The following is a 21,445-nucleotide window of genomic DNA, read 5'->3' on the forward strand; positions in this document are numbered from 1 at the left end:
GTCCGTCTGACCGCACGGATAGGGCGGGATTCAGCTGCAAATGCCTCATCGCTCCGTGGCGAAGAGGCATGTATCGCGATCATCGCCCCTGGCAGGCATCCACTCGCAGCCAGCGCTCCAGCAGCTTGAAGCCTTGCATCAGCACGAAGGCAATGAGCAGGTAGATCAGGCCGGCGGTGAGGAACATTTCCTCGTGCATATAGGTGCGTGCGGCGATCTTGCGGGCCATACCGGTCAGTTCCAACAAGGTGATGGTGCTGGCCAGGGCGCTGGCCTTGAGCATCAGAATCACCTCGTTGCTGTAGGCCGGCAGGCCGATGCGTGCAGCGCGCGGCAGGATGATGTGCCACAGCGCCTGACGGCGGGACATGCCCAGTGCCCGTGCAGCTTCGACCTCGCCTGCAGGCACATTCTGGATCGCGCCACGCAGGATTTCGGCGATATAGGCGGCGGTATGCAGCGTCATGGTGATGATCGCGCACCAGTAGGGATCACGCAGATACGGCCAGAGCACGCTCTGGCGCACGGCCTCGAACTGCGCCATGCCGTAGTAGACGAGAAACAGCTGCACCAGCAACGGCGTGCCACGGAAAAAGAAGATGTACCCGTAAGGCAGCGCACGCACCGCCAGCATGCGTGAGGAGCGAGCGATGCCCAGTGGTAACGCAAGAATTAGCCCGGCGACGACCGAAACGCCAACCAGCTGCAGCGTGAGCCAGGCGCCTTCGAGAAAGTCTGGCAGCCACTTGATGAATAATTCCCAGCTCATGCGGCGCTCCTGACGAAGCCGCGTCCGGCGCGTTTTTCCAGAAAGTACATGCCGGTCATGGCGATGACGGTCAGGCCGAGGTAGATAAAGGCGGCGACCACGAAGAAGGTAAAGGGCTCCTTGCTGGCGGTCACGGCGATCTGGGAGCTACGCATGATCTCTTCCAGGCCGATCACCGATACCAGCGCGGTGTCTTTCATCAGGATCATGAACAGGTTGCCCAGGCCGGGCAGGGCCAGGCGCCACATCTGCGGCAGGATCAAGCGCATGAAAATCCGCCGTTTGCCCAGGCCCAGCGCCAGTCCCGCTTCGCGATGACCTTTGGGAATAGCCAGCAATGCGCCGCGGAAGACCTCGGTGGCGTAGGCGCCGAAACACAGGCCGAGGGCGATGGTGCCGGCGACGAACGGGCTGAGGGCCAGATTGGCAATGCCGAAGATTTCGCCGATGCCGCGCACCAGCCCAATGGTGCCGAAATAGATCAGCAGCACCCAGAGCAACTCGGGGATGCCGCGCACGATGGTCGAGTAGGTGCCGCCGATCCAGCGCAGCGTAGCGAATGGAGAAGTCTTGGCGAGTGCACCAAGCAGCCCTAGCACAAGGCCGAGGGCCAGGGCCGCGAGGGCCAGCTGAATGGTCATCCAGGTGCCGGCGATCAGCGCCGGACCGAATCCATGAAGGTCGGGAATCATATGGGCTCAAACACCGAAGCCCGACCTACCAGTTTTGGCGGTCGGGCTTCGGTTCAGACGGATCAGTAAATGTTGAACGGGAAGTACTTGGCGTTGAGCTTCTCGTAAGTGCCGTCAGCGATGATTTCCGCCAGCGCCTTGTTCAGCTTCTCACGCAGTTCATCGTTGCCCTTGCGCACGGCCATGGCGATCTTGTCGTCGTCGAACACCGGCTCGCCCTTGAATTCGAAGTCCTTGCCGGCATCGCTCTTGAGCCATTCCCACTGCACGAAGGAGTCGGCGAGGATGCCGTCGACGCGGCCGGAGGCCAGGTCGAGATAGGCGTTTTCCTGGGTGTCGTAGAGCTTGATGTCGACCACGCCGTCCATGTTGTCTTCCAGCCAGGTGCCTGCGATGGTCGCGCGTTGGGCGCCGATTACTTTGCCGTCCAGGTAGTCCTTGTCAGTCTTGAAGTCCACCGACTTGGGCGCCACGAACTGCAGCTTGTTGGTGTAGTAGTGGTCGGTGAAATCGACAGCGTTCTTGCGTTCCTCGGTAACCGACATGGAGGCGGCGAGGAAGTCGAATTTGCCAGCGTTCAGGGCGGGAATGATTCCGTCCCAGTCGGAGGTGACCACTTCGCACTCGACTTCCATCTTGGCGCAGAGCGCATGGGCGACGTCCAGATCGAAGCCGACCACCTGGCCGCTGGCGTCGATCAGGTTGAAGGGCGGGTAGGCGCCTTCGGTGCCGATGCGTAGCTTGTCGGCGGCAAGGGCGTTGGCGCCGAGCATCAGCGTGGCGGCGGCAGTCAGCAGAATCTTCTTATAGCTTTTCATGCGGTGTTGCTCCATTAGCGATGACTGGACATGAACTGTTTACAGCGTGCCGAGTTGGGGTTGTCGAACACCTGCTCCGGCGTTCCTTGCTCTTCGACCAGGCCCTGGTGGAGGAAGACCACCTCACTGGATACCTGTTTGGCGAAGTTCATTTCATGGGTGACCAGCAGCATGGTGCGGCCCTCGTCGGCCAGCGACCGGATCACCGTAAGCACTTCTTGTACCATTTCCGGATCGAGTGCCGAGGTTGGCTCGTCGAACAGGATCACCTGCGGCTGCATCGCCAAGGTGCGCGCAATCGCCGCCCGTTGCTGTTGGCCGCCGGAAAGCTGGTTCGGATAGACGTGGCGTTTGTCGGCGATGCCGACCTTGGCCAGCAGCGCTTCGGCGACTTCGGTGGCTTCGGCTTTGCTCTGGCCGAGCACTCGGCGCGGTGCCTCGATGATGTTGTCGAGCACACTCATGTGCGGCCAGAGATTGAAGTTCTGGAACACGAAGCCAAGCTTGCTGCGCATCTGGTTGATTTGCTTGGCGTCAGCCGCGACCAGGTCGCCGTCTTTGGCGCGCTTGAGGCGTAGCTGCTCCCCGGCGACGAGAATTTCGCCTTCGTTTGGGTTTTCCAGCAGATTGATGCAGCGCAGAAACGTCGACTTTCCGGAGCCGGATGAGCCGAGGATAGAGATCACATCGCCGTCGCGCGCAGTCAATGAGATGCCCTTGAGTACTTCCAGATCGCCGTAACGCTTGTGCAGGTTGCGAATTTCCAGCGCGGGTATGGCCTCAGCCATTGAGCTTCCTCTCTCGGACCAGCGCTTTGCCTGGTCTTTTCTATGTAAATTGCGCTCCGGCCAACTGCTCGCCCTCCTGGCGAGGCGCAAACCTAGCATGGGCAGGGTCATGCGCCAAGCGTGGCGCCGCCACCGGAACGGTGACCGTTTGGTCACCGTTCGATCGACGGACTCTTGGTGGCGCGGCGAATCGTCCTGTATCTATATAGATGAACTTCCCCTGTTTTGCCGCCTCACGGCGTGGGTTTCGGTGCGTCGGGTTCGTTGCTGAGCATCTCGTCGTGTTCGCCCATCTTCCAGGGCAGGCTGCCTGGCGAGATATGTAGGAAATTCAGGTACTTCTCGAACTGGTCGAGTATGTCGCTGATGATGTCCTGCTGGTCGTAGCCGTAGACGTCGTAGGACTGACCGCCGCGACGCAGGAAGACCTCGGCGCGGTAGTACTGCTCGTCGGTGTCCGGATCCTCGGTGAGCACGAAGGACGGCATGGCATAGCCCACCAGGCGAATCTCATAGATGAAATCGACCTGATCCTCCTTGATCACTTCCAGATAGACCCGCGAATTGTGCTCGTCGGTATGCACTTCGGCCGGCCAGTCCTGTTCGGCCAGAGCGCGTTGCACCCGGCGCATGCCCTTGAGCACGCTGGTGGCGATGAAGTTTTCCGCTTCCTCGCGGCTGGGGAAGTTGACCAGGCCGGCCAGACGCTTTTTCCACAAGCCCGGCCCGGCATTGCTGGCCAGCCGGCTGCCGTGCATGTGGTTTTGCAGGCTGACTTCGTGGTGGCCTTCGATCACCAGCGCACGCCACATGCCCAGCGCCGCGATGATCATGATGATGGCGAAGGGCAGCGCACTGGTGATCGCCATGGTTTGCAGGGCGCTCAGGCCGCCGGCAACCAAAAGGGCGATGGCGACGAAGCCGGCCGTGGTTGCCCAGAACACCCGCTGCCAGACCGGCGTTTGCCCCACGCCGCCAGCGGCCAGCGAGTCGATCACCAGCGCGCCGGAGTCGGCCGAGGTGACGAAAAAGGTTGCGATCAGCACCACAGCGATGAACGAGGTGATGGCGCTTAGCGGCAGGCGTTCGAAGAGCTGGAACAAGGCGATGGAGTGGTCGCTCTGCACCTGGCCGATCAGCTCGGTGTAGCCCTCGACCATGATCAGATGCAAAGCGGTGTCGCCGAAGATCGAGAACCAGAGAAAGGTGAAGATCGTCGGTACGAACATCACGCCGAAGACGAATTGGCGAATGGTCCGGCCGCGGCTGATCTTGGCGATGAACAGGCCGACGAAAGGCGACCAGGCGATGGTCCAGCCGAAGATGAATAGCGTCCAGTTGCCGATCCAGTCGCTACGGCTGTAGGCCTGTAGGTTGAAGGTGCGCTCGATGATGTTGTTCAGGTAGCTGCCGGTGTTCTGCAGGAAGGTTTCCAGAATGAAGATGGTCGGCCCCACGGCGAACACGAACAGCATCAGCGTGATCGCCAGGATCATGTTCAGCAGCGAGAGGTTCTTGATGCCCTTGTCCATCCCGGCCACCACCGAGCAGGTGGCCAGCGCCGTGATCACCACGATGGCAATGATCTGCACCGTGGTGCTGACGGGGATTTGCGGCCACAGGTAGTTCAAGCCAGCGTTGATCTGGGTGACCGACAGACCGAGGGTGGTGGCGATGCCGAACAACGTACCGAGAATTGCGAATACATCCACAACGTGCCCGATGGGGCCATGAATGCGTTCGCCGATGATCGGATACAGCGCCGAGCGCATCGACAGCGGCAGGCCGTGGCGGAACGAGAAATAGGCCAGCACCAGGCCGGTCAGACCGTAGATCGCCCAGATGTGAAAGCCCCAGTGGAAAAAGGCGATCTGCATCGCTTGCTTGGCCGCATCGACGGTTTCCGGTGCGCCGGCCGGCGGCGTAGAGAAATGCAGCACTGGCTCGGCGACGCCGAAGAACAGCAGCGCGATGCCGTAGCCGGCGGAGAACAGCATGGCGAACCAGGCCGGGAAGCTGTACTGCGGCTCGGCATGGTCTGGCCCGAGCTTGATGTTGCCCCATTTCGTCAGCGCGATGCCGACGACGAAGACCAGAAAAAAGGCCACCGCCAACATGTAGAACCAGCCGAACGAGCGGGTGATGAACGCCAGCGTCGAGCTGAATACCTCACTCGCCAGTTCGGGGTTGCTGATCGTGCCGATCACCAGCAGCAGCGTTACGACAACGGCTGGGATGAACACCGGGAAAAGGATGACGGCTTTGGGAAGTTTCTTCTCTGCTTCCATATGTCCTTCTGTTCTTGGCTGATCGAGGGGAACGGAAACGCGCCGTGGCTCCGAAATGAAACTGCTGACTGAAGGGTAGACGGTGTTCGACAGAGGATTACTCACGCAAAAAACGAGATCGAGCCGGGCTTGTCTCGGATGTATCAGGCCCCGCGTCCACTCAGGCATCGTCAGGAGGCGGTTGCCGCCCGGGTTGTTTGAGCGCGTCGGACGGCTCAGTAAGCCGGTTCCAGTTGATGGTGGCGCAGGATTTCCGACACGGTGCCGTCGGCAATGAGCTCATCCAAGGCTCGCTCGAAGCTCTGAAACTGCGCCTCGCTGATCCGCTTGCGCGACAGGCCGATCCCGTAGGAGACCGACGTCAGCTCGCCGGCTTCACGGAGCTCATCGAGCTGCTCCTCTTCTATCAGATACCAGGCTACATCCTGATTGAGAACAGCCAGGCCGCCTTCACCGAAGCGGCCGGACTTCAGCATGCGCAACAGCCGACGGTTACTGGCAGTCAGATGCACCTGCGCTCCGGCAACCGGTTCGAGGTGTTGGGAGAGGGCGTAAGACGTGCCGGATGGGCCGTAGACGCCGATCAGCCGACCGGCCAGATCACCCGGCTGGCTATACACGAAGCCACTGTCCTTGCGAGCGAATACGGCATAGCGCGAAGTGACCAGCATGCGGGTGATATGAAACGCGCGCTCGCGCTGCGGCGAACGAACCACGGTGAAAATACCTTCGACTTCCCCGTCTTCGGCCAAGTGCAGGGCGCGCTGCCATGGATGGAGCACGATCGGACAATTCAGGTCCAGGCGCGCGCAAACCGCCTGCACGATTTCCACCAGCGGGCCGCCCGCTTGTTGTATTCCGTCATTGGTCTGGGCCGGGGCTCCCGCAGCGCGGCTGAACGGCGGGAAATCCTCGGTGACGAACCGCCACTCTTCGGCGCTCGTCTGGGTGGCGAGTGTGCACAACCCTATCAGTAGAATCGAAGGAAACATCCGCACTGCTTATGCTCCTGCCTGGTCGGCCATCCATAGCGTTTCAACCGCGTAGTCTAGAGTATCCGCAGTTCCAATGGTTCGCCAGTTCACCCAGCTCATGACGCAACGGCGGCCGCAAGGGCTCGTTGCCCGGTTTGGTTTTTTTTTTGCGGTGCATGTGAAAGACAGGAACCGGCTGCGCCGATGGTCTTGGATCGAGTCACGCTGCTTGCTCTTATATGTGGTAATCCATATATTCGCGCATCCGTATGTTCAGGTGTTTGCCGTGACGCCCCCTGCATTGTTCAAATGTTTGTCTGATGAAACCCGCGTGCGAGCCGCTTTGCTTGTTATTCAGGAGGGTGAGCTTTGTGTTTGCGAGCTGGTCTGCGCGCTGGATGACAGCCAGCCCAAGGTATCCCGCCATCTTGCGCAGCTTCGAGCCTACGGCCTGCTGGTGGATCGGCGTCAGGGGCAGTGGGTGTACTACAGCCTCAATCCGGACCTGCCGTCCTGGGTCCGGGACGTTCTCCAGGCGACGCTGCAAGCCAATGCAGAGTGGTTGAAGCAGGATCGAGCCCGGCTCGAGCAAATGGGCGACCGCCCAGTCCGCGCCGCCTCTTGCTGCTGAGCCAGGAGCGCCAGTCGTATGCTTATCGCAGTCGCCATTTTCATCGCTACCATCGTCTTGGTCATCTGGCAGCCCCGAGGGCTCGGGGTCGGCTGGAGCGCATCCCTGGGTGCGGTCGCCGCGCTGTTGGCAGGAGTCGTCACGCTCGCTGACATCCCCACCGTGTGGGGCATCGTCTGGAACGCGACGGCGACCTTCATCGCAATCATCGTTATCTGTTTGCTCCTCGACGAGGCTGGGCTGTTCGAGTGGACCGCCCTGCATGTCGCGCGTTGGGCCAGGGGGCGGGGGAGCCGTCTGTTCGCTTTCACGATCCTTCTGGGCGCGGCCGTCTCGGCCGTATTCGCAAACGATGGTGCGGCGCTCATCCTGACGCCCATCGTGGTGTCGATGCTGGTCGCCTTGCGCTTCTCGGCAGCGTCCACGCTGGCCTTCGTCATGGCAGCCGGCTTCATCGCCGATACCGCCAGCCTGCCATTGGTCGTTTCGAATCTGGTGAACATCGTCACGGCTGATTATTTCGATGTGGGCTTCAGCGAGTACGCCGCCGTCATGGTCCCGGTCAACGCGGTCAGCGTGGCGGCGACGCTGGCCGTCCTCTGGTTGTTCTTTCGGCGTGACGTTCCGTCGACTTATGACTTGGCTTTGCTCAAGGCCCCGGCCATGGCGATTCGCGACCGAGCTGCTTTCCGAGTCGGTTGGATCGTCCTCGTCGCGCTCCTGGCTGGTCTGTTTGCGCTCGAGCCTTTGGGCATTCCCATAAGCGCCGTTGCGGCCGTCTGTGCGGTTGTGCTGTTTGCCGTCGCTGCCCGTGGGCACGTCATTTCGACCCGAAGGGTGCTGCGCGAGGCGCCCTGGCAGGTGGTTGTCTTCTCGCTGGGTATGTACCTGGTCGTCTACGGCCTGAAGAACCAAGGGCTCACCGATTACCTGACGACCGCCCTGAATCATCTGGCCGGCTACGGCGTTTGGGGCGCTGCGCTGGGAACGGGGTTTCTGACAGCGGGCCTGTCTTCGGTCATGAACAACATGCCCACCGTGCTGGTCGGCGCCCTGTCGATTCAGGCGACGGATACGAGCGGCTTAGTGCGTGACGCGATGATTTACGCCAACGTCATCGGCTGCGACCTGGGGCCGAAAATCACCCCCATCGGTAGCTTGGCCACTCTTCTCTGGCTCCATGTCCTGAGCCGTAAAGGCATCCGCGTGACCTGGGGGTATTACTTCAAGGTTGGTGTCGTTCTGACGCTGCCGGTCCTGTTCGTCACCCTGTCCGCCTTGGCCATCAGGCTGAGTATCTGAAACCGCCGTCAGCGCGGAGGAGAAGCCGTGAAAGTTCTGTTTATGTGTACGGCCAATAGCTGCCGAAGCATTTTGTCCGAAGCCATGTTCAACCACCTCGCCCCGAGCGGGTTCGAGGCCGTGAGCGCCGGGAGTGTCCCCCGGGGCCAGGTTCTGCCGCGCACGCTGGTAACACTCCACGAGGCCGGGCTTTCGACCGAGGGGCTGAGCAGCAAGGGCAACGACGCGTTCGAAGACAGCCCTCCCGACATTGTCATCACCGTGTGCGACAAGGCCGCAGGCGAGCCTTGCCCGGTCTACTTCGGTCCCGCCCTGAAAGCCCACTGGGGCCTGGAAGACCCTTCCGACGTGAAGGGGGACGATGTGCAAGTCAGCGCAGCCTTTCATGCCACATTGGCGCGCATCAAGGGCCGTTGCCGCGCGTTTCTGGCGCTGCCCTTCGAGCGGTTGGGCCGGGACGAGCTGAAGCGCGAACTCGACCGCATCGGCAATCTGCAGCCTGGAGAAGCGCCATGACGCATGACCTTCCTAATCTCGATGAAGCGCTGATCCGCAATGACGACACAGGAACACACAAGCCGCGCATCCTTCTCCTTTACGGATCGACCCGTCCTCGTTCTTTCAGTCGTTTACTGGTCGAGGAAGCCGCCCGCCTGCTGGAACGCTTCGGCGCCGAGACGCGCATCTTCAATCCGTCCGGGCTGCCGCTACCCGACGACGCGCCGGTAGACCATCCGAAGGTTCAGGGGCTGCTGCAGCTCATGCAATGGTCGGAAGGGCAGGTCTGGTGCTCGCCGGAGCGACATGGCTCGATGTCGGCGGTCTTCAAGGCGCAAATTGATTGGGTTCCGCTGGCGATGGGAGCGGTCCGCCCGACCCAGGGCAAGACCTTGGCGATCATGCAGGTCTGCGGCGGCTCGCAATCTTTCAACGTGGTCAACCAGCTCCGCGTTCTGGGGCGGTGGATGCGGATGTTTGCTATCCCCAACCAGTCGTCCGTGCCCAAGGCTTATCTGGAATTCGACGAACAGGACCGGATGAAGGCCTCGCCTTACTACGATCGGGTTGTGGATGTAATGGAGGAGCTGATGAAGTTCACCATCCTCCTGCGGGATCGGTCAGACCTTGTGGATCGCTATTCCGAGCGAAAGGAGTCGGCCGAGGCGCTCTCTAGGCGGGTCAATCAGCGATCCATATGACTATGGGTTGCCCGCCGGTAGCGAGCTCGTCCACTTCAGGTCGGAGCGTCTTGCGTCCTTGGGGGAGGTGGCGGATGAGTAGCTGTCGCTTCGTTTGCCTTGGATTGGTTGGGCCATAAACGCCATTCTGTACCCGTCACGTGTATCCAGTCGGGGCGGGCACACTACCCCAAAACGACGAAACCCCTGAGACCTCACGGAATCAGGGGTTTACAAGTCATGGTGCCCAGGGACGGAATCGAACCGCCGACACGGGGATTTTCAATCCCCTGCTCTACCGACTGAGCTACCTGGGCAACGGGGCGCTATTAGACGGATTTGGCTTTTGCCTGTCAAGCGCGACCGAGAAAATATTTAGTCAGAACGGGCGTTTAGCGTTGTGATGGAGCTTGAAAGCGGTTTCCGATCGTCCTGTTGGCTGCCGACAAGCAGCCAACAGGACGCGTACCCACTAGGGATGAATCATTGACTCGGTGGTACGTAGCCTTCGGCCTGGGCGTAGTCTTCGCCGGAAAAGAACTTGTCCATTTCGGCCTGCAGGAATTTGCGGTCCTCGGCGTTCATCATATTCAGCCGGCGCTCATTGATCAGCATGGTCTGGTGCTTCTGCCAGTCGTCCCAGGCCTTCTTCGACACGTTGTTGTAGATGTCCTCGCCCTTGGCGCCTGGATACGGCGGGCGGTCGAGGCCGGGAAGCTCTTCTTTGTACTTGCGGCAGTTCACGGTGCGAGTCATGACATCTCTCCTGCGTTCAATTCGGCGGCGGCGCGCTTGAGTAGCGTCTTCACCGGGGCGGCAAGCCCCAGTCGCGGCGGGGTGGCGAGGTTATACCAGAGCCAGTCCGCCTCGGCCACGGCGCTAGCCTCGGACTTAACCCTGATCAGCCAAGGTTCGATGGCGAGCTGAAAATGGCTGAAGGTGTGGGTCAGGCCGGGCAGTTCTCGGCGCTGTTGCAACTGCAGGGCGTGACGCTCGGCGAGCGGGCCGAGTGCGGTCAGGTCGTCCAGTTCCGGCAGGCTCCAAAGCCCACCCCAGAGGCCGGTCGAGGGGCGGCGATAGAGCAGGATCGCGCCCTCATGATTGGCGAGTAACGGCATCAGCGTGCGCTTTTGCGGCAGCGCCTTGCGCGGCTTGGGCACCGGAAAATTTGTTTCGCGGCCAAGCAGGTGGGCGCGGCAGCCAGACTTCAGCGGGCAAAGCAGGCAACTGGGTTTGCTGCGCGTGCAGAGCGTCGCGCCCAGGTCCATCATCGCCTGGGTGTAGTGATTGACGCGCGTGTGCGGCGTCAGGCGCTCGGCCACGTCCCAGAGCTTTCTGGCGACTTTCGGCTCGCCCGGATAGCCATCCTGGGCGACGTAGCGGGCCAGCACGCGCTTGACGTTGCCGTCGAGTATCGGCGCTCGCAGTCCCATGCTCAGGCTGGCGATGGCGCCGGCGGTCGATCGACCGATACCGGGAAGTTCGGCGAGCTGATCGACCGACTTTGGAAACTCGCTGCCATGCTCGGCGACGATCAGCTTGGCAGTCTTGTGCAGGTTGCGTGCGCGGCTGTAGTAACCGAGCCCGGTCCACAGGTGCAGCACTTCGTCTTCGTCTGCTCTGGCCAGGGCCTGCACCGTCGGCAATGCAGCCATGAAGCGATCGAAATAGCCGAGCACGGTGCTGACCTGGGTCTGTTGCAGCATGATCTCCGATACCCAGACCCGGTAGGGCGTGATGCCTTGTTGCCAAGGCAGATCCTTTCGGCCGTGGCGGTCGTACCAGTCGAGAACAGATGCACCGAACTGCTCGTCGTTCAACGCTTGCGGGTTCATCGATTGAACAGGCCTTTCAGTGCGTCTTTCAATTCAGGGCTGACCTTGTCACCGAGCTTCTCTTCGATGGTCTCGTTGAGCTTTTCTCCAGCGAGGCGGGCGGCGATCTTGCCGAGACCGTCTTTGTCGAAGCGGCAGGCCTTGGCGCCAAGTTCCAGCGGGCCACGGCAACGCAGTGGCCATTCGATGCCGACGTAACGCTCGTTGACCGCGCAGGCTGGGTCGGGCATGGCGCCCTTGTCACCCTCGATGACGATGCCGACGCGATAGTCCATGCCCAGAACGCGCAGGTCGACATCGCCGTTGCCGTTTACCGTCAGGCCGGGAATGCTGGCTTTCAGGTCCGGGTTGCTGGCCACGCCGTTGCGAAGGGTCAGGTTGCCCTTGAGTTGGCGGAACGGCGTGTCCTTGCTGCGCGGGTCGCTGGTCAGAGGCTTGCGATTCAACGTGGAGATGGCGCGACAGAGTTGCTGTTCGAGATTGGCGTCGACCAGAATGCCGTTGTCGATGATGAAGCCGATCTTGCCGTTTAGGTTGTCGACCCAGGCCTTCTGGCTGTTGCCCTGACTGCGAATGTCGCTGTCCAGATTGAGCAGGCCCTTGACCACCACTTTTTCGCCCTGGCTTTCGAGCAGGCGCTCGACCGGGACGCGAGCGAAGCGGGTCTGAGCTGCAATCAACGGTATTTGCGGGCGTACATCGAGGCTGGCCGAGGCTTCCACGCGACCGTTGTAATAGCCGCCGCGCATTTCCTCCAGGGTCAGCAGGCCGCCTGCACTGCGTGCCCGGAGCGCGAAGCTGTCGAGTGGCAGTTTCATTGCGGTGAGGCTGCCGATATCCAGATTGATTCGGGTATCCAGACGGCGCAGCGTGGCGATCGGCAGGACCGAGGCTTCGCTCCAGGCTTGCTGAGTGGGCTTGTCTGGCAGTGGGGTGGTGCCGCTGCCGATCACGGCGGCCTCGGTGGCCTCTACTTCGCTCTTGCGGGCAGCGCCGGATGCATCTTCCTGGCTTGGCGGTGGCAGATAGCGGTCCAGATTCAGCTGGTCGCCCTTGAGATCTACGCGCAGTGCCTGTTTGGCGAAATCGCTGATGCCGATCTGTCCGGTAAAGGTGCTGCCGTCCAGTTTCAGGTCGAGTTCTTCGAGCATCAGACTGGTCGAGGTTCCGGTCAGGCGGGTGACCAGTTCGGCCTTGCCCAAAGCCGTGTTGTCGGCCATGGGCGGGAGTTGCTGGCCGACGCCATCGAGAAATTCGCGCAGATTGAACTCGGCGATGGACAGCGTACCGGCGAGCTTCGGCTGCTCCTGCAGATCGCGCACCTTCAACTCGCCAAGGCCTCGCAATTGGTTGGCGGTGAACTTGAGGCTGGTCCACTCAGCGATATCCGCCGCCCGGTCGACCAGCAATTGACCCTGCGCGCTGAAAGACAGTGTCTTGCCTTCCAGAGGTTCGCCGGAGGCTTCGCCGCTCAGGCGCAGGTTCTCGAACTGATAACGCTGCAGTTTGTTATCGAAGCGCAGGTCGCCTTGCAACGCGGTACGCGCCCGCATCACGGGCTGGTTGCTGCCGAAGAAGGCGTTGAGCTTGACCGGGATCGAAGTGGCTTCGCGGATGGCGCCGGTGCTGAGCTCGATGCCTTCGGCGCTGAATTGCTGGCCGCTTTGCGCGTCGTGGTAGCTCACCCGGGCATCGCTGATGGTCAGGCTATCGATATCCAGCTGCAGCGGACGCCTTGGTTTTCCGGCTCGCGGCTCTTCATTCGCTGTCTCGGCCTGTTCCGCTGGGGCGGGTTCGCCGGGTTGCGCTTCGCCGCCGGCTGGCTGGCCTACGCCTTCCCAGTTGCTGCTGCCGTTTTCGTCGCGAGCCAGGGTCAGGTTGAGGCCATTGAGGGTGATGTCACTCATCTCCACTTCGCGGCTGAACAGCGGCAGCACCCGGACCGAGAGGCCGAGCATGCGCAGATCGGCGAACGGCTGCTCTGGCGTGCGCACGCTGGCCAGGGTGGTGTCGTGCAGTTCCAGGCCGAGCCATGGGAACAGGCTCCAGCCGATATCGCCGGCAATGTTCAGTTCCAGGCCGGCCTTGTCGCGGGCAAGCGCGCGGATTTCATCCTTGTAATCGTTGGGGTCGAACAGGTGAGTCAGGGCGAAGCCCAGTGCGACGAGGAGCAGCAGCAACCCGAGGATTACCAGGCCCAGGATCTTGCCGAGCGCTTTCATGACAGGTCCTTTGTTTTTGGCGTTTCAAAAGCAGCGAGTATAGCGCCACGAACGTCGGCTTTCGCCGCAGATGGCGTTGGAGTGGCTGTCTGCGCCTGGGTTCCTGTGATGGGGCGGAGCTAAATGGAATCCAGCGGCAGATGCGTCCTGGCGGCCAGCGCCTGGGCTTCCAGATGCTCTCTCGGCGCGGCCAGGCGCAGGTCCGTTCCGGCTTCCCGGGCCAGGCGCAGACTTTCCTCGAGGATCCGTTTGCCAACGCCGCGGCGGCGAGTAATCTTGCGCACACAGAGATGCGACAAGCGCCAATGCGACGTACCGCGCTGCAGCAGGGCGGCTCCGAGCAGGCGATCGTTGAAACGACCGGCGATCAGGCTGTGATCGGCCAGTCCTGCCTCGATCAGAGCCGTGGCATCCGCGTAGGGCGCCAACAGCCAGTCCGGGGCGTCGGCAAAGATCTTCGCAAGATCGATGCGATCCTGCTGGCTGGGCTCGGTGAGGGTTTCGACGAATACGGGCATGCTGACCTGACGCGCTGAATGGATGCCGGCAAGCATAACCGTGCCGGCTTTTCAGCGCACGACGGCTCGCGGCTCTGGCGATGGGCTGCTTCGTTGAGCGGTTGCGGGCGGTTTGCCGGGCGCGCGTGACAGATTGCCGTGGCTGGCGCTTCGGTCGCTCCGCTGAACGCAAGACAGAGGCGCAGACCCGTTGACGGCCGCCGAGCCGCCGCTCGCGTATCCCCGTAGGCTGGTTTGAGCCTATAATGCGGACCTTTTTAGCCCCACGATCAGCGGAGCTGTCGATGTCCGAACGTACGGCATGCGTAGAGCGCAACACCCTGGAAACTCAGGTCAAGGCCACCATTAACCTGGACGGCACCGGCAAGAGCCGCTTCGCCATCGGCGTGCCGTTCTTGGAGCACATGCTCGATCAGATCGCCCGCCATGGCCTGATCGACCTGGACATCGAGTGCCAGGGCGATCTGCATATCGACGACCACCACACCGTAGAAGATGTCGGCATCACCCTCGGCCAGGCATTTGCCAAGGCAGTCGGCGACAAGAAGGGCATGACCCGTTACGGGCATTCCTACGTGCCGCTGGATGAAGCGCTGTCGCGCGTGGTGATCGATTTCTCCGGGCGCCCGGGACTGACCATGAACGTGCCCTATACCCGGGCCACCGTCGGCGGTTTCGACGTCGATCTGTTCCAGGAATTCTTCCAGGGCTTCGTCAATCACGCGCTGGTCACTCTGCACATCGACAACCTGCGCGGGCACAACACCCATCACCAGATCGAAACCGTGTTCAAGGCCTTCGGCCGCGCGCTGCGCATGGCACTGATGCTGGACGAGCGGATGGCTGGACAGATGCCTTCGACCAAGGGTTGCCTGTAATGCAGACCGTTGCAGTCATCGATTACGGCATGGGCAACCTGCACTCGGTTGCCAAGGCGCTCGAGCACGTCGGCGCCGGACGGGTATTGGTTACCAGCGATGCGCAAGTCATCCGTGATGCCGACCGCGTGGTTTTCCCCGGCGTCGGCGCGATCCGTGATTGCATGGCCGAGATCCGACGTCTGGGTTTCGACGAGCTGGTGCGCGAAGTCAGCGTCGACCGTCCCTTTCTTGGCATCTGCGTCGGCATGCAGGCGCTGATGGAGCGCAGCGAGGAGAACGGTGGGGTCGATTGCATCGGGCTGTTCCCGGGCCAGGTGCGCTTCTTCGGCAAGGATCTGCAGGAAGACGGCGAGCGCCTCAAAGTGCCGCACATGGGCTGGAACGAGGTCAAGCAGGCGGTCGATCATCCGCTCTGGCACAACATTCCGGACCAAGGCCGCTTCTACTTCGTGCACAGCTACTACATCGAGGCCGGTAATCCGCGCCACGTTGTCGGTCGCGGTCACTACGGCAAGGACTTTGCCGCTGCGCTGGCCGATGGCTCGCGCTTCGCCGTGCAGTTTCATCCCGAGAAGAGCCACACCCACGGCCTGCAGCTGCTGCAGAATTTCGCCGCCTGGGATGGCCGCTGGTAATGAGCCGGGCCAAGACGAAAGCACCTGTGCTGACGCTGGACCCCGCTCAGGAGCAGGCTGCGCAGCAGACCATCAAGCGTTTTCTCGAAGATCGTTTCGAACTGGAGCTTGGCTCCTTCGAGGCGCAGGAAGTGCTCGATCTGTTTGCGCGTGAGATTGCTCCGCTCTACTACAACAAGGCGATTTTCGATGTGCAGACACACCTGAAAGACAGGTTCGAAAGCATCGAAAGCGACTTGTGGGCGCTCGAAAAGAGCTGACCTTTAACCGATTCCCGATTTGAACAGGTTCGCCATGCTGATTATCCCCGCAATCGATCTGAAAGACGGCGCCTGCGTGCGTCTGCGTCAGGGCTTGATGGACGACGCCACGGTGTTTTCCGATGACCCGGTGGCGATGGCTGCCAAGTGGGTCGAGGCCGGTTGCCGCCGTCTGCATCTGGTCGATCTCAACGGTGCTTTCGAAGGCCAGCCGGTCAACGGCGAAGTTGTCACGGCGATCGCCAAGCGCTATCCGAACCTGCCGATCCAGATCGGCGGTGGCATCCGCTCGCTGGAAACCATCGAGCATTACGTGCGCGCCGGCGTCAGCTACGTGATCATCGGTACCAAGGCGGTCAAGCAGCCGGAGTTCGTCGGCGAGGCCTGCCGCGCCTTTCCGGGCAAGGTCATCGTCGGCCTGGACGCCAAGGACGGCTTCGTTGCCACCGATGGCTGGGCCGAGGTTTCTAGTGTGCAGGCCGTAGACCTGGCCCGCCGCTTCGAGGCGGATGGCGTCTCGGCGATCGTCTACACCGACATAGCCAAGGACGGCATGATGCAGGGCTGCAACGTCGAAGCCACCGTGGCCTTGGCCAATGCCAGCAAGATCCCGGTGATCGCCTCCGGCGGTATCCACAACATCGGTGATATCCAGAAGCTGCTCGATACCAATACCCCCGGCATCATCGGTGCCATCACCGGTCGCGCGATCTACGAGGGCACCCTCGATGTCGCCGAGGCGCAGGCGCTCTGCGATCTCAAGTTCAAGGACGAATAAACGTAGGGTGGGCGTAGCCCACCGTAATCGACGCACATTGGTGGGTTGCACCCACCCTACGGGTAATCCGCTATGGCTTTGGCAAAACGCATCATCCCCTGCCTCGACGTGGACAACGGTCGCGTGGTCAAGGGCGTCCAGTTCGAGAACATCCGCGACGCCGGCGATCCGGTGGAGATTGCTCGTCGCTACGACGAGCAGGGCGCTGACGAGATCACCTTTCTCGACATCACCGCCAGCGTCGACAACCGCGACACCACGCTGCATACCGTCGAGCGCATGGCCAGCCAGGTATTCATCCCGCTGACCGTCGGCGGTGGCGTGCGCACCGTGCAAGACATCCGCAACCTGCTCAACGCTGGGGCGGACAAGGTCTCGATCAATACCGCCGCCGTCTTCACGCCCGAGTTCGTTGGCGAGGCCGCCGATCGCTTCGGCTCGCAGTGCATCGTCGTCGCCATCGATGCGAAGAAAGTGTCCAAGGCTGGCGAAACGCCACGCTGGGAAATCTTCACCCATGGCGGACGCAAGCCCACGGGGCTGGACGCGGTGCTCTGGGCACAGAAGATGGAGGCGCTGGGTGCCGGTGAAATCCTGCTGACCAGCATGGATCAGGATGGCGTCAAGAGCGGCTACGACCTCGGTGTCACCCGCGCCATCAGCGAGGCGTTGAGTATCCCGGTGATCGCCTCCGGTGGTGTAGGCAATCTGCAGCATCTGGCCGATGGCATCATCGAGGGCAAGGCCGACGCGGTATTGGCGGCCAGCATTTTTCACTTTGGCGAATACACCGTGCCGGAAGCAAAAGCCTATATGGCCAGTTGCGGCATTGTGATGCGTTGAGTCTGCTGCCGATTCGATCGAGCAAACAACACTTAAAGGAACGCAACGGGCCATCCGTGCGGGAATAAAGGAATTAATGCCATGTTCAAATCCACGCTTCTTGCTTTAGCGACCAGTTTGATCTTGGGCACCACCGCCCAGGCCGCGCCGGAGCAGATCGATCTGCTCACCGAAAATTTTCCGCCTTACAACATGGCTGCCGATGGCAAGAATTTCGCCCGTGACCAGAACATCAGGGGCATCGCTGCCGACATCATCCGCGAGATGTTCCAGCGCGCCGGTATCGATTACACCCTGACCTTGCGCTTCCCTTGGGAACGGATCTACAAGATGGCTCTGGAAACGCCTGGCTATGGGGTGTTCGTAACGGCTCGGTTGCCTGAGCGCGAGGAGCTGTTCAAATGGGTAGGTCCTATCGGGCCGGATGACTGGGTGCTGCTGGCGCGGGGTGACAGCACCATTGAAGTCGACAGCCTCGAGCAGGCCCGGCAATACCGGATCGGCGCTTACAAGGGCGATGCCATTGCCGAGCATCTCGTTGCGCAGGGGCTGCAGCCGACGTTGGCGTTACGTGACCAGATCAACGTCGAGAAACTGCAAAGCGGCGCGATCGATCTATGGGCGACGGGCGACCCAGCGGGGCGCTTCCTGGCGAAGCAGCAGGGCGTGTCCGGTCTCAAGCGGGTACTGCGTTTCGACAGTGCTGAGCTTTTCCTGGCGCTAAACCGGCAGGTGTCCGATGAGACGGTCGAGAAGCTACAGGCCGCTCTGGATCAAATGCGCGCCGACGGCACGATCAATACCATCACTGGCCGATATTTCTGATCGGGGCCTCGCTAGCTGCGTGCATGCATCGAAGACCGGTGGGGGCGCTCCAGAGGTGAGCGCCACGCCGTTTCCCCGCGACTGAACATCTCCTTTCCCTCCTTATTAAGCAAACCTCGTGCAGGTTGGCGCTGCGGATGCGAGTGATGGCCAAATGATGTCTCAACTTGTGCTGTTCATCCCAGTTCGGTGACGGTCTCCGTGCGTCTGGTTCTTTCGTTGCTACACATAAAAGGTGGCACGCATGACATCTGTTAGGTGTCGGTGCGCCGCCTGGTATTAGCAGACGTAGGGGGAGGATCGATGAAACGAATTCTAGCGGTCGGCCTGCTGTTGCTCGCGGCCGCCTCGGCCAAGGCCGCATTGCCAGACGACTACAGAGTGGTGGTGCTGACGGAGAATTTCCCGCCGTTCAATATGGCGGCCGACGGCAAGAACTACGCAGCGGATCGCAACGTCAGCGGGATCAACGCCGACATCGTGCGCGAAATGTTCAAGCGTGCCGGTATCGATTACAGCCTGACACTGCGCTTCCCCTGGGAGCGCATCTATAACCAGGTGCTGGAAAAGCCGGACCAAGGGTTGTTCTCCACCACCTATACGCCGGAGCGCGAGCCGCTATTCAAGTGGGTCGGCCCGCTCGCTAGCACCGGCTGGGTGCTTCTCGCTCCGCCCGGCAGTCCGTTACGCCTGAGTTCGCTCGAGCAGGCGCGGCAATACCGGGTCGGCGCCTATAAGGATGACGCGGTCAGTCAGCATCTTGAAAGCAAGGGTTTCGAGCCGATCAACTCGCTGCGTGACCAGGCAAACATCGGCAAGCTGCTCAAAGGACAGATCGATCTATGGGCGACGACCGATCCGGTCGGTCCTTATCTGGCCAAGCAGGAAGGGGTAAGCGGGCTGGTGACGGCGTTGAGGTTCAACGATGCGCAGCTGTTTCTCGCGCTGAACAAGCAGACGCCGGACGATGTCGTGGCGCGGCTGCAAAAAGCGTTGGACGAGATGCGGGACGATGGCGCCATCGACGCCATCATGCGTCGTTATCTCTGATCCTGAGCTGAGCGATAGACGCCACGTGCGCCGTGGGCAACCATCGCGCGGTTGCCACGGGTAGCGATCATCTGGCCGATATCCACCCAATCGATCCCCTGAGCCTGCAGACGTGGCAGTTCCCGTTCCAGAAGCGCCAGCGTGCTCGGGTGCGGGTGGCCGATGATCACCACTGAACCCTGCTTGCGCGCAAGCTCCAGGGCTGCGCGGAACTGCGCCGCAACGGCGTGAGGGCTGGGGTCGTCGTCGAGAAAAATATCCCGCGACAGGCTGGCCAATCCGATCCGTTGAGCGGCGGCGGCTGCAACCGTTCCGGCATGGGTGCGGCTGTCGAGAAAGAACAGATGGCGCTGCTGCAGCTCGTTCATCAAGGACGCCATCGGCTGCGCTCGAGCGGTCATCAGGCTGCCCATGTGGTTGTTTACACCGCTGGCATGGGGAACCTTTGCCAGTGCGCTGTCCAATCGGTTTGACAGCTCCGTCGGCCCCAGTTGCGGCTGCCAGGCATAGGGGCCATCGGCCGGAGCCATGGGTAGATGCAGCATGACCGTCTTGCCTGCCGCGTTGGCCCGTTCGGCCAGCGGTGTGGCGTGGCGGCTGTCCGGCAGGATCGCCATGGCCACCGGGCCGGGCAGTGCCAGAACACGACCGTCACGAGCAGCGTTCTGACCGAGGTCATCCATTACCAAGGCTAACTTCGGCATTCGCGAAAGGGTTGTCAGGCGCTCTGAGTCGCCTGTTGCATCCGCGCCCGGAGCGCCGATTACCAGCAGCGGTGTCAAGAGTCCCAGCAGCAGGATGGCAAGTCGGGACATCCTACTGGCCGCGGGTGAGGTTCAACCCCTTGAGCAGATTCAGTGCCTGGCCGAGCTGGAAGTCTTCGTCCTGCGGGCGTGGTGAGTCGCTGACGACCTGGGTGCTGGTGGGGCGTTCCGGGCCGCCGTTACCGTTGCCCAGATGTCCGGCCAGATCCGCCTCGCGTACGCCTTCGACCGCCTGCTCGCGGGTGAACTTGGCGCGGGCCACTTGGATATCCGGCTCGATGCCCTGCGCCTGGATGGAGCGGCCGTTAGGGGTGTAGTAAAGCGCCGTGGTGAGCTTCAGCGCGCGGTCGTTGTTCAGCGGCAGGACGGTCTGCACCGATCCTTTGCCAAAGCTATCGGTACCCATTACGACGCCACGCTTCTGGTCCTGCAGGGCGCCGGCGACGATTTCCGAGGCCGAGGCGCTGCCGCCGTTGATCAGCACCACCAGCGAAACACCTTCGCTGGCATCGGCCGGGTCGGCGTTGAAACGCAGCTCGGAATTGGCGATGCGGCCTTTGGTGTAGACGATCAGGCCATCGGTGAGGAAGTGATCGGATACTTCCACCGCGGCCTGCAGCACGCCGCCCGGGTTGTTGCGCAGGTCGAGCACCAAGCCGTTGAGCTTCTTGCCGTTTTCCTTGCGCAGGCGCGCCAGAGCCTTGCCGACTTCCTCGCCGGTATTGATCTGGAACTGGGTGACGCGCAGATAACCGTAGCCGGGCTCGAGCATTTGGCTTTTCACGCTGGTGACCTTGATCACTGCGCGGGTGAGTTTGACAGTGAAGGGTTGCCCGCCCTCGCGCACCAGCGACAGCGAAATATCGCTGCCCGGCTTGCCGCGCATCATGCCAACGGCGTCCATCATCGACATGCCCTTGGTTGGCTTGTTATCGATCTTTACGATCAGATCGCCCGCCTCGATGCCGGCCTTGGATGCGGGGGTGTCATCGATTGGCGATACCACCTTGATGAAACCGTCCTCCATGCCGACCTCGATCCCGAGACCACCGAACTCGCCGCTGGTGCTTTCCTGCAGCTCGGCGAAGGCTTCGGGTTCCAGATAGGCAGAATGCGGATCGAGGTTGCTGAGCATGCCTTTGATGGCGTTTTCCAGCAGGGTCTTGTCGTCGACAGGCTCGACATAGGCGGCCTTGATCCGGTCCAGCACCTCGGCGAAGGTTCGCAACTCGTCCAGCGGCAGCGGCGCCTTGCTGGTCGAGCTTCCCAGCGATATGGGTTCCGCCAGCTCTGCGGGCGGTTGCTGGGCCCAGGCGCCTCCGTAAGTCGCCAGCAGGAGGGCCAGGGACAGGGCGGATGGTTGGGCGAAACGGCGCAGGTGCAGCATGTCTGAC

At 61.7% G+C, this 21,445-nt stretch carries 23 protein-coding genes and 1 tRNA gene; 11 read left to right on the top strand and 13 right to left on the bottom strand.

What is annotated here, in order from left to right:
- Window positions 1–79 precede the first annotated feature (79 nt).
- The 6 genes from NA645_RS03610 to NA645_RS03635 all read right to left on the bottom strand — a co-directional run bounded on the left by NA645_RS03610 (window position 80) and on the right by NA645_RS03635 (window position 6,347).
- Window positions 80–769 (bottom strand): ABC transporter permease, encoded by a 690-nt coding sequence (locus NA645_RS03610; protein ID WP_256047575.1) that lies wholly within the window; start codon window positions 767–769, stop codon window positions 80–82.
- Window positions 766–1,461 (bottom strand): ABC transporter permease, encoded by a 696-nt coding sequence (locus NA645_RS03615; protein WP_256047576.1) that lies wholly within the window; start codon window positions 1,459–1,461, stop codon window positions 766–768. Before NA645_RS03615 ends, NA645_RS03610 begins: the two co-directional genes overlap by 4 nt.
- Window positions 1,462–1,523: 62 nt before the next feature.
- Entirely contained in the window at window positions 1,524–2,279 is a 756-nt protein-coding gene (locus NA645_RS03620; RefSeq protein WP_256047577.1) for an ABC transporter substrate-binding protein, read from the bottom strand.
- A 14-nt stretch (window positions 2,280–2,293) separates the two neighbouring features.
- Entirely contained in the window at window positions 2,294–3,067 is a 774-nt protein-coding gene (locus tag NA645_RS03625; RefSeq protein WP_256047578.1) for an ABC transporter ATP-binding protein, read from the bottom strand.
- Between the two features lie 233 nt (window positions 3,068–3,300).
- Window positions 3,301–5,355, bottom strand: coding sequence for a BCCT family transporter (locus NA645_RS03630; protein WP_256047579.1), 2,055 nt, complete (start codon window positions 5,353–5,355; stop codon window positions 3,301–3,303).
- A gap of 215 nt (window positions 5,356–5,570) precedes the next feature.
- On the bottom strand, window positions 5,571–6,347 hold the full coding sequence (locus NA645_RS03635) for a substrate-binding periplasmic protein (protein ID WP_256047580.1): 777 nt from the start codon (window positions 6,345–6,347) through the stop codon (window positions 5,571–5,573).
- Window positions 6,348–6,615: 268 nt separating this feature from the next.
- Between NA645_RS03635 and NA645_RS03640 the strand changes: the two genes are divergently transcribed.
- From NA645_RS03640 to arsH, 4 genes are read left to right on the top strand one after another with little or no spacing between them, the layout of a single operon-like run.
- Entirely contained in the window at window positions 6,616–6,960 is a 345-nt protein-coding gene (locus NA645_RS03640; protein WP_336605249.1) for a metalloregulator ArsR/SmtB family transcription factor, read from the top strand.
- Window positions 6,961–6,978: 18 nt separating this feature from the next.
- Complete coding sequence (locus tag NA645_RS03645) at window positions 6,979–8,262, top strand: arsenic transporter (RefSeq protein WP_256047581.1); 1,284 nt, start codon at window positions 6,979–6,981, stop codon at window positions 8,260–8,262.
- 27 nt (window positions 8,263–8,289) lie between these two features.
- The gene (locus NA645_RS03650) at window positions 8,290–8,778 is read left to right on the top strand and encodes an arsenate reductase ArsC (RefSeq protein ID WP_256047582.1); all 489 of its coding nucleotides are present in this window, start codon (window positions 8,290–8,292) and stop codon (window positions 8,776–8,778) included.
- Window positions 8,775–9,461: an arsenical resistance protein ArsH gene (gene arsH / locus NA645_RS03655; RefSeq protein ID WP_256047583.1), complete on the top strand. Its 687-nt coding sequence runs from the start codon at window positions 8,775–8,777 to the stop codon at window positions 9,459–9,461. Before NA645_RS03650 ends, arsH begins: the two co-directional genes overlap by 4 nt.
- Window positions 9,462–9,681: 220 nt before the next feature.
- Here the strand turns inward: arsH and NA645_RS03660 are convergent.
- The 5 genes from NA645_RS03660 to panM all read right to left on the bottom strand — a co-directional run bounded on the left by NA645_RS03660 (window position 9,682) and on the right by panM (window position 14,015).
- Window positions 9,682–9,757 (bottom strand) — tRNA-Phe (locus NA645_RS03660).
- A 166-nt stretch (window positions 9,758–9,923) separates the two neighbouring features.
- Window positions 9,924–10,196, bottom strand: coding sequence for an oxidative damage protection protein (locus NA645_RS03665; protein ID WP_256047584.1), 273 nt, complete (start codon window positions 10,194–10,196; stop codon window positions 9,924–9,926).
- Window positions 10,193–11,275 (bottom strand): A/G-specific adenine glycosylase, encoded by a 1,083-nt coding sequence (gene mutY, locus NA645_RS03670; protein ID WP_256047585.1) that lies wholly within the window; start codon window positions 11,273–11,275, stop codon window positions 10,193–10,195. The genes NA645_RS03665 and mutY overlap by 4 nt, the downstream gene beginning before the upstream one ends.
- On the bottom strand, window positions 11,272–13,497 hold the full coding sequence (locus NA645_RS03675; protein WP_256047586.1) for an AsmA family protein: 2,226 nt from the start codon (window positions 13,495–13,497) through the stop codon (window positions 11,272–11,274). Before NA645_RS03675 ends, mutY begins: the two co-directional genes overlap by 4 nt.
- Before the next feature lie 119 nt (window positions 13,498–13,616).
- Entirely contained in the window at window positions 13,617–14,015 is a 399-nt protein-coding gene (panM, locus tag NA645_RS03680; RefSeq protein ID WP_256047820.1) for an aspartate 1-decarboxylase autocleavage activator PanM, read from the bottom strand.
- A gap of 284 nt (window positions 14,016–14,299) precedes the next feature.
- Here panM and hisB point away from each other — a divergent pair, with 284 nt between their 5' ends.
- The 7 genes from hisB (at window position 14,300) to NA645_RS03715 (ending at window position 19,287) form a co-directional block, all read left to right on the top strand.
- The gene (hisB, locus tag NA645_RS03685) at window positions 14,300–14,893 is read left to right on the top strand and encodes an imidazoleglycerol-phosphate dehydratase HisB (protein ID WP_256047587.1); all 594 of its coding nucleotides are present in this window, start codon (window positions 14,300–14,302) and stop codon (window positions 14,891–14,893) included.
- The gene (hisH, locus tag NA645_RS03690) at window positions 14,893–15,531 is read left to right on the top strand and encodes an imidazole glycerol phosphate synthase subunit HisH (RefSeq protein ID WP_256047588.1); all 639 of its coding nucleotides are present in this window, start codon (window positions 14,893–14,895) and stop codon (window positions 15,529–15,531) included. Before hisB ends, hisH begins: the two co-directional genes overlap by 1 nt.
- Window positions 15,531–15,791, top strand: a complete 261-nt coding sequence (locus tag NA645_RS03695; RefSeq protein ID WP_181103118.1) for a DUF2164 domain-containing protein — start codon at window positions 15,531–15,533, stop codon at window positions 15,789–15,791. Before hisH ends, NA645_RS03695 begins: the two co-directional genes overlap by 1 nt.
- A gap of 34 nt (window positions 15,792–15,825) precedes the next feature.
- Window positions 15,826–16,569, top strand: coding sequence for a 1-(5-phosphoribosyl)-5-[(5-phosphoribosylamino)methylideneamino]imidazole-4-carboxamide isomerase (gene hisA / locus NA645_RS03700; RefSeq protein WP_131651305.1), 744 nt, complete (start codon window positions 15,826–15,828; stop codon window positions 16,567–16,569).
- Between the two features lie 72 nt (window positions 16,570–16,641).
- Window positions 16,642–17,412: an imidazole glycerol phosphate synthase subunit HisF gene (hisF, locus tag NA645_RS03705; RefSeq protein ID WP_256047589.1), complete on the top strand. Its 771-nt coding sequence runs from the start codon at window positions 16,642–16,644 to the stop codon at window positions 17,410–17,412.
- An 81-nt stretch (window positions 17,413–17,493) separates the two neighbouring features.
- Window positions 17,494–18,237, top strand: coding sequence for a substrate-binding periplasmic protein (locus NA645_RS03710; protein WP_256047590.1), 744 nt, complete (start codon window positions 17,494–17,496; stop codon window positions 18,235–18,237).
- Between the two features lie 303 nt (window positions 18,238–18,540).
- On the top strand, window positions 18,541–19,287 hold the full coding sequence (locus NA645_RS03715) for a substrate-binding periplasmic protein (RefSeq protein ID WP_256047591.1): 747 nt from the start codon (window positions 18,541–18,543) through the stop codon (window positions 19,285–19,287).
- Here NA645_RS03715 and NA645_RS03720 read toward each other — a convergent pair.
- Together NA645_RS03720 and NA645_RS03725 are read right to left on the bottom strand one after the other, a co-directional pair.
- Window positions 19,278–20,102, bottom strand: a complete 825-nt coding sequence (locus tag NA645_RS03720) for a divergent polysaccharide deacetylase family protein (protein WP_272891964.1) — start codon at window positions 20,100–20,102, stop codon at window positions 19,278–19,280. The two genes, NA645_RS03715 and NA645_RS03720, sit on opposite strands and share 10 nt — an antisense overlap.
- A 1-nt stretch (window position 20,103) precedes the next feature.
- The gene (locus NA645_RS03725; protein ID WP_256047592.1) at window positions 20,104–21,438 is read right to left on the bottom strand and encodes a S41 family peptidase; all 1,335 of its coding nucleotides are present in this window, start codon (window positions 21,436–21,438) and stop codon (window positions 20,104–20,106) included.
- Between the last annotated feature and the right edge of the window lie 7 nt (window positions 21,439–21,445).

The sequence above is a fragment of the Stutzerimonas stutzeri genome, assembly GCF_024448955.1.
Taxonomy (GTDB): Bacteria; Pseudomonadota; Gammaproteobacteria; order Pseudomonadales; family Pseudomonadaceae; genus Stutzerimonas; species Stutzerimonas stutzeri_AQ.